The sequence below is a fragment of the Acidimicrobiales bacterium genome, assembly GCA_036491125.1.
GTDB lineage: Bacteria > Actinomycetota > Acidimicrobiia > Acidimicrobiales > AC-9 > AC-9.
In genome coordinates, this window is sequence record DASXCO010000187.1 from 1 (window position 1) to 7,387 (window position 7,387).

General features: G+C 70.8%; 8 protein-coding genes. 5 read left to right on the forward strand and 3 right to left on the reverse strand.

Features of this window, described 5'->3' with window-relative positions; all coding sequences use genetic code 11:
* Positions 1 to 368 (reverse strand): hypothetical protein (locus VGF64_15105; GenBank protein HEY1636090.1); only part of this gene is annotated, 368 nt, incomplete at its 3' end.
* 73 nt (positions 369 to 441) lie between these two features.
* Positions 442 to 876: a peptide-methionine (R)-S-oxide reductase MsrB gene (gene msrB, locus VGF64_15110; protein ID HEY1636091.1), complete on the reverse strand. Its 435-nt coding sequence runs from the start codon at positions 874 to 876 to the stop codon at positions 442 to 444.
* Between the two features lie 145 nt (positions 877 to 1,021).
* Between msrB and VGF64_15115 the strand changes: the two genes are divergently transcribed.
* From VGF64_15115 to VGF64_15135, 5 genes are all read left to right on the forward strand, one after another.
* Entirely contained in the window at positions 1,022 to 2,770 is a 1,749-nt protein-coding gene (locus VGF64_15115; protein ID HEY1636092.1) for a hypothetical protein, read from the forward strand.
* A gap of 123 nt (positions 2,771 to 2,893) precedes the next feature.
* Positions 2,894 to 3,979, forward strand: coding sequence for an ABC transporter substrate-binding protein (locus tag VGF64_15120; GenBank protein ID HEY1636093.1), 1,086 nt, complete (start codon positions 2,894 to 2,896; stop codon positions 3,977 to 3,979).
* 5 nt (positions 3,980 to 3,984) lie between these two features.
* Positions 3,985 to 4,788, forward strand: coding sequence for an ABC transporter ATP-binding protein (locus VGF64_15125; GenBank protein HEY1636094.1), 804 nt, complete (start codon positions 3,985 to 3,987; stop codon positions 4,786 to 4,788).
* Positions 4,778 to 5,662, forward strand: coding sequence for an ABC transporter permease (locus VGF64_15130; protein HEY1636095.1), 885 nt, complete (start codon positions 4,778 to 4,780; stop codon positions 5,660 to 5,662). Before VGF64_15125 ends, VGF64_15130 begins: the two co-directional genes overlap by 11 nt.
* A gap of 100 nt (positions 5,663 to 5,762) precedes the next feature.
* The gene (locus VGF64_15135; protein HEY1636096.1) at positions 5,763 to 7,100 is read left to right on the forward strand and encodes a DUF445 domain-containing protein; all 1,338 of its coding nucleotides are present in this window, start codon (positions 5,763 to 5,765) and stop codon (positions 7,098 to 7,100) included.
* Between the two features lie 5 nt (positions 7,101 to 7,105).
* Here VGF64_15135 and VGF64_15140 read toward each other — a convergent pair.
* On the reverse strand, positions 7,106 to 7,387 hold a 282-nt coding region (locus VGF64_15140), incomplete at its 5' end, for a hypothetical protein (protein ID HEY1636097.1).

The window sequence follows — 7,387 nt, forward strand, 5'->3', positions numbered from 1 at the left end:
GCCAGCCACATGAACGGGAAGGTGGCCACGGCGATCACGCCGCCGAGCGACCGCACGGCAAGATCGCCCGTGCCGAACACCCGCATCCACCCATGAAGCAGCACGTAGTACAGCGGCGGGGCCCCGTCGTGCCGGAGGGCGTCGGTGATGCGGGAAAGCGGGAGCCTCGCGATGCTGACGGTGTTCGCCTCGTCCAGCCACAGCGGCGATCGGGCCCAGAAGCGCAGCACGACGGCGGCGACCAGCACCGCGCCGGCAGCGAGCGCCAGCCAGGTGGTGGGCTGGGACAACAGGCGACCCGGCGCCCGCTCGCTGGGAACGACGGGGTCGGGGCGCTCCGGGGGCGCCTCGACGGAGCGGCTCGTCACGGCCCGCCAGGGTAGTCACCGACGCCACAGCCCGGATGACAGTGCGCCCGGGAGGGCGCCGCCGTCCCTTCGATCAGGTCGGTTCGGGCGGCGGGTCGGCGCTCGTGGGGGCCGCGAGGTTGAGCGCCACGGAGTTGATGCAGTACCGCTGGCCGGTCGGGCGGGGACCGTCGTCGAAGACGTGACCCAGGTGGCCGCCGCAACGTCGACAAGTCACCTCGGTACGCACCATCCCGAGGCTGGCGTCGCGATGGAGCTCCACGTTGGCCGCTACCGCCGGCTCGGTGAAGCTGGGCCATCCGGTGCCCGACTCGAACTTGGTCGAAGAGTCGAACAGCACGGCGCCGCACCCGGCGCAGCGGTAGGTGCCGTCCGCTTTGGCGTCGAGGTACTCCCCGGTGAAGGGACGCTCGGTGTCCTTCTGCCGGAGCACCCGGTACTGCTCGGGCGTCAGCTCATCTCGCCACTGCTCGTCGGTCTTCTCGACCTTGTCGACTTCGCTTGCCATGCTCCCCCTCGGATCGGCCCGGATCGGGCGCGGGATCGGCCTCCACATCGGCCGTCGTTCCTGGTCGAGCGTAGTGGCGCGCCCCGCTCGAGCGGGCGCCGGCCCTGCCGAGGAGGCGGACGTCCGGCCTCTACTATCGCTCTCCATGTCGATCACGGCCCGGCGGGGCGTGAGCCCGAAAGGCGGGGCCGATCCTGTCACCCGCGACCCCCTGGGCGAGCGAGCCAGGAGGATCGTCCGCACCGCAAGCCGGTTCCTGCCGATCTCGATCGTGATGGTGCTGGTGCCCATCGGTGTGGGAATCGGGCGCGTCCTGTCCACCCTCAATCAACCGTTCATCAGCTTCGGCGACGTCGCCGTCCTCGAGTCCGCGGTCAGGGACACCCTTGGCGGCCATCAGCTCCTGGGGCCGTACTCGCACTTCGGCTGGTTCCATCCCGGGCCCGCCTACTTCTACGTGATGGCCCCGGTGTACGGGCTCTTCGGCGAGAGCGCCCGGACGATGTTCCTCGGTGCCTTTCTCATCAACGCCGCCTCCGCCCTCGCCATCGTCGTCGTCATCCGCTGGCGGGCCGGAGAGTGGGCCGCCCGCTGGGGCGCCCTGGTCGTCGCCGGGCTCCTGTTCTTCACCGAGGCCTCGTCTCTCGTGCTGTACAACCCCTGGAACCCCTCCGTGCTGGCGCTGCCGTTCCTGCTGACGATGGTCCTCGCTGCCGCGGCGGCGACAGGATCGACACTCTCCCTGATCTGGGCGGCGCTCGTTGGCTCGTTCGTCATCGGGAGCGAGCTGGGGACTGCCCCAGCCGTGCTCGCTGTGCTCGTGGTCGGGACCGCTCTGTGGGGCTGGGCCGTGTGGAAGCGGCGGGCGGCGTCGCCCGTGCCCCACCCTCTCCGGTGGGCGAGGCCCTCGCGTCACATCGTCGCCCTGACCGGCAGTGCGCTGCTCGTCGTGCTGGTGTGGGTGCCACCGCTGATCCAGCAGACGACGCAGACCCCGGGCAACGCGGGCAGGATCGTCTCCTTCTTCGAGCACCCCCCCACGGCAGAGCAGGCCGGGGGACGGCACACGAGGGGTCAGGCGGTGCGCGGCGTGGCCGAGTACGCCGCCACGCTGCCGTTGAAGTCCGACGCCTTTCCCTGCTGCGAGCCCAACCAGTTTGCCGGGCCCAACTCGGCCTACACCGGCCGTCTCGTCATCTTCGGGGGCGGCGTGCTGGTCGGTGTCGGCGTGGCCGTGATCGGTTGGCGGCGGCGCCACCAGCTGGCCATGGGCCTCGGCGCCATCTCCGTGGTCGCGTCCGGAGCAGCCGTCGTGTCGGCGACCCAGGTCGTCGGGCCGCTCTACGAGCACCTCCTCTGGTGGACCGCCACGGTGCTCGTCCCGGCCTGGATCGGCGCCGGGCTGCTGGCGATCGATTTCATCGGAACACGTCAGAGCGGGCCGCTCTCGACGCCCGTTGCCCGCCGGATCACGTCGGGGGCGCTGGTGGTGGCCTGCGCCGTGCCGTGCCTGGCCCTGGCGTGGTCGCTGTTCCGCGACCCGCCGATCGGCTACGGCGACGACCCGGGCCGGCAGGTCGCCGCCCGGCTGGTCGAGCAGCCGGTGCGGGCGATGCACGTGCGCGACCTCAGGGTCGAGGAGGCCGACCCGGACCAGTTCGGGCTGGCCGCCTCGGTCGTGGTCGAGCTCCAGAAGGCCGGGGTGGCCGTCCACCTCGAGCCGCCCGCGAGCACCAGCTACGGTCCCCAGGAGCAGGTCCGGGGCCCCGACCAGGCGCTGTTGGTGGTCAGCGGACCCCACGACCCCGCGCCGGCCGTCTCCACCGCAGGTGCCACCCACCTGGGGACCGTGGAGGACATGCAGCTCTGGCTGCGGCCCCTGCCCGCCACCTGAGCCATCCCGCCGTCCCATGGGGACCCTGTTTGACGAGGGCCCGAAGCATCTTGTTTACTATCTTGATCAAGTTAGTCGACTATGCCGACACCGCCCCGGCTACAGGGTGAAAAAGGACTCTTCGTGCCGCTCCGCCGTTCCCGCCCGCTCGTCTTCCTCGCCCCGCTGGCCCTGGCGGCCCTCGTGACGGCAGCGTGCGGCGGGGGAGGGGGCGGCTCCGCCAGCGCCGGGACGACGGCGACGACCTCGTCCTCGTCGTCGGGTGGGCCGCCTGTGACGGTCAAGCTGGGCTACTACCCCAACCTCACCCACGCCACCGCCATCGTGGGCGTGCAGCAGGGCATCTTCGCCCAGGCCCTGGGGCAGGACAAGCTTCAGACGGCCACCTTCAACGCCGGCCCGGCCGCAGTCGAGGCCCTCTTCTCCGGGGCTGTCGACGCCACCTACATCGGCCCCAACCCGGTGATCAACGCCTACCAGCAGTCCCACGGTCAGGCCATCCGGGTCATCTCCGGGGCGACGTCGGGGGGCGCCGCGCTCGTCGTCAAGCCCACCATCAACTCGGCCTCCGACCTGCGGGGCAAGAAGCTGGCCACGCCCCAGCTGGGAAACACCCAGGACGTCGCCCTCAGGTCCTGGCTCCAGGGCAAGGGCCTCAAGACCGACCCGCAGGGGGGCGGCGACGTCTCGATCCTGCCCCAGGACAACAGCACGGCTGTGCAGGCGTTCCGGACCGGACAGATCGACGGTGGCTGGTTGCCCGAGCCCTATGCCAGCCAGCTGGTCGCTGCCGGCGGCAAGGTGCTCGTCAACGAGAAGAGCCTGTGGCCGGGCGGTCGCTTCGTCACCACCGAGCTGGCGGTGCGCACCGACTTCCTCAAGCAGCATCCTGACGCCGTGGCCCGACTGCTGCAGGGCCAGGTGCGGGCCAACGACTTCGTTAATCAGCACCCGGCCCAGGCCCAGCAGATCGTGAACCAGGGCCTGACGCAGCTCACGGGTAAGGCGTTGCCGCCGGCGACCATCCAGGCGGCGTGGCCCGACCTCACCTTCACCAACGACCCGGTGGCCTCGTCCCTTGCCGCTTCGGCCGCCCACGCCGAGAAGGTCGGCCTCCTGGGACCGGTCGACCTCAAGGGCATCTACGACCTGACCCCGCTCAACCAGGCGCTCGCCCAGGCGGGCGAGCCCCAGGTCGCGGGGGCGTAAGGGCCATGGCCCGGCAGCTGATGGCCAGGGTCGGGGCGCCTGAGCGGCCCGTCGCCGTCGAGACATCGCCGGCGGTCTCGCTCCGGAACGTCTCCCGGGCCTTCGGCGACCGCGGCGCTGCCGTGCTCGCCCTCGACCGGGTCAATCTGGACGTGCGGCCCGGCGAGTTCGTCTGCCTCGTTGGCGCGTCCGGCTGCGGCAAGACGACGCTGCTGAACCTGGTGGCTGGACTCGACCGGCCGAGCGCCGGGGAGGTGGACGCGGGCGGGGGCCGGCCGGCCCTCATGTTCCAGGACGCTGCCCTGTTTCCCTGGCTCACGGTGGCCGGGAACGTCGAGCTGGCCCTACGGCTCAACGGCGTCCCCCGGCCCGAACGTCGCACGCGCGCCGCCGAGCTGCTCGAGACCGTGCATCTCGGTGGAGTGGGACGGCGGAGGCCGCACGAGCTCTCGGGCGGGATGCGCCAGCGGGTCGCCCTGGCCCGGGCGCTCGCCCAGGACGCTGGGGTGCTGCTCATGGACGAGCCCTTCGGGGCGGTGGACGCCATCACCCGGGACCTGCTGCACGACGAGGTGGAGCGGATCTGGCAGGCCAGGGACGTCACCGTGCTGTTCGTGACCCACAACGTCCGCGAGGCCGCCCGCCTTGGCGATCGCATCGTGCTCCTCACCAGCCGGCCAGGGACTGTGGCCGCCACCTTCGACGTGCCCATTCTCAGGCCCCGCCGCATCGAGTCGCCGGAGGTCTCCGAGCTGGCCGGACGGGTGACGGCGCGGCTTCGAGAGGAGGTTGGGCGCCATGGCCGCTGACGCGTCGACGGCCGTCGAGGCGTCCAGCCTCGACCGGGAGCTGGCCGGACTCGACGCCCTGGAGCTGTCCACCGCGCCGGCGCGGAGCCGGCTCCTGCGTGTCGGTAGCGCCCTGTGGCCCAAGCTGGCGGCGATCGGCGTGGGCCTGCTCGTGTGGCAGATCGTCGTGTGGTCGCAGTGGCGCCCCGACTACGTGCTGCCGGGGCCCGTCCCGGTCTTCCAGGAGCTCGGCAACCAGCTCGGGCAGGCCGGCTTCTGGCACGCCGTCGGCATCACCCTGCAGCGGGCGGCGATCGGCTACGCCCTCGCTGTGCTCATCGGCTCGCTGCTCGGCGCCGCGGTGGCCCGGGTCCGACCGCTCCGGCGGGCCATCGGCTCGCTCATCACCGGGCTGCAGACCATGCCCTCGATCGTGTGGTTCCCGCTCGCCATCCTGCTGTTCAAGCTCGGCGAGGGGGCGATCCTGTTCGTCGTGGTCCTCGGTGCCGCGCCCTCGGTCGCCAACGGCCTCATCTCGGGCATCGACCACATCCCGCCACTCATGCTGCGCTCTGGTCGGGTGCTCGGGGCTCGCGGCCTCAGGTTGTTCCGCTTCGTCATCCTGCCCGCGGCGATGCCGGCCTTCGTCGGCGGGCTCAAGCAGGGGTGGGCGTTCGCCTGGCGCAGCCTCATGGCCGGCGAGCTGCTCGTCATTGTGGCCAACCAACCCTCGATCGGCGCCCGGCTGGAGTTCGCCCGGCAGTTCTCCGAGGCGGACACGCTGCTGGCGCTCATGATCGTGGTCCTGGTGATCGGCATCCTGGCCGACACCGTGTTCTCCTTCGCCGACCGGTCCATCCGCCGGCGGTGGGGCCTCATCGAGTCGAACGACTAGGCAAACGCCAGGGCGCGGACGTGATCGAGCGGCCATGGCCCGCGCCCCGACCTGCGGCACCAGGGCCAGCCGGGAGCGCCTAGCATCGGACGCAAGCCCTATGAGCGCGCTCGACACACGCACGGGTCGTCGCGCCTCGCCGTCGTCGCCCGAGCCGGGACGCAGCGGGGCGCGCTTGTCGTCCGCACAGCGCGCCGGCCAAGACGACGGCGAGAGGATTCGCCAACTGAGGGCGAAGAAGCGCCAGGCCACCGGGCTTCTCGTGGCGATGTTCGCCGTCTTCATCGTCGTCTCCGTCGTCGGGAGCAACCACGGAGCGCTGGCCTACGTGCGAGCGGCGGTGGAGGGCTCCCTGGTCGGCGGGTTGGCCGACTGGTTCGCGGTGGTAGCCATCTTCCGCCACCCCCTCGGGTTGCCGATCCCTCACACTGCGGTGATCGTCGAGCGCAAGGACCAGTTCGGCGCGGCCCTCGGTGGGTTCGTGCAGGAGAACTTCCTCAGCTCCGACACCATTACCGACCGGATCCGGTCCTCCCAGCAGCTGACCAAGGCCGCCGACTGGCTCGTCGTGCGCCCGAACGCCGAGACCGTTGCCGGGCACGCAGCGACGCTGGTGGTGGGTCTCGCCGACGCCGTCCGCAACGAGGACGTCCACCGTCTCATCGAAGACGAGATCTCGAGCGGCCTCGAGCGGGTTCCTCTTGCACCGCTGGCGGCGCGGGCGCTACGGGCCGTGACGGCCAACCAGCGCCACCAGGAGCTGCTCGACTCGGTGCTCCGCGGCTTCGAGCGGTTCCTCAACGAGAACCGCGACAGTCTGCGAGCACGATACGCACGAGAGTCGCCGTGGTGGCTACCACGCGTCGTCGACGAGCGGATCTTCGATCGCATTCTCGACGGGGTGCACGACCTGCTGCGAGAGATCAACACCGACCCCGCTCACGAGATCCGGTCCCAGGTCGACAAGTGGGTCGCCGCGCTCGCCGACAACCTCGAGCACGCGCCCGAGTACCGCGAGCGCGGCGAGCAGCTCAAGCGTGACCTGCTGGGACACCCTGAGCTGAGGAAGTGGACCGCCTCTCTGTGGGAGGAGGTGAAGGCGACCCTTCGATCGCAGGCGGCCAACCCGGAGTCGGAGCTGCGTCGACGCCTGGCGGACGCCCTGATTGGTGCGGCACGACGGCTCCGCGACGATCCCGCGCTGACGGACAAGGTGGAAGAGCTCGTCGAGTCCGGGATCCGCTACGTCGCCGAGCACTTCCACGACGAGATCATCGATCTCGTGAGCGGCACCATCTCCCGTTGGGACGCAGCCGAGACGTCCAGCAAGCTGGAGATCCTCCTCGGGCGCGATCTCCAGTTCATCCGCATCAACGGCACCGTCGTCGGCGGTCTGGCCGGTCTGGTGATCTTCTCGGTCGGACAGGCCATCGGCTAGCGCGCTCAGGTCGGGGTGGTGTCGGACTTCTCGGCGTGATGGTCCTGGACGGCCTTCATCACCGCGGCGCCGGCGGCGCCGATGAACTGCGGCCGGTTCGTGGCCGCCCAGTCGCGAGACGCCACCGTGTGGGTGACCGACCCCTGAAAGAGAGGCATGACCTCCTTGGCGAACAGCTCGTACGATCGCAGCGTCGCCAGGCGATCGGCCCAATCGTGGGCCATGAACAGATAGGTGCCGAAGCCGCCCGACTGGTCGATGAGCCTCTGGATCTGGGTGATCGCCAT

Coding starts and splice junctions, on each gene's coding strand:
- msrB (HEY1636091.1), bottom strand. CDS start 876: ATGGCAAGCGAAGTCGACAAGGTCGAGAAGACCGACGAGCAGTGGCGA.
- VGF64_15115 (HEY1636092.1), top strand. CDS start 1,022: ATGTCGATCACGGCCCGGCGGGGCGTGAGCCCGAAAGGCGGGGCCGAT.
- VGF64_15125 (HEY1636094.1), top strand. CDS start 3,985: ATGGCCCGGCAGCTGATGGCCAGGGTCGGGGCGCCTGAGCGGCCCGTC.
- VGF64_15130 (HEY1636095.1), top strand. CDS start 4,778: ATGGCCGCTGACGCGTCGACGGCCGTCGAGGCGTCCAGCCTCGACCGG.
- VGF64_15135 (HEY1636096.1), top strand. CDS start 5,763: ATGAGCGCGCTCGACACACGCACGGGTCGTCGCGCCTCGCCGTCGTCG.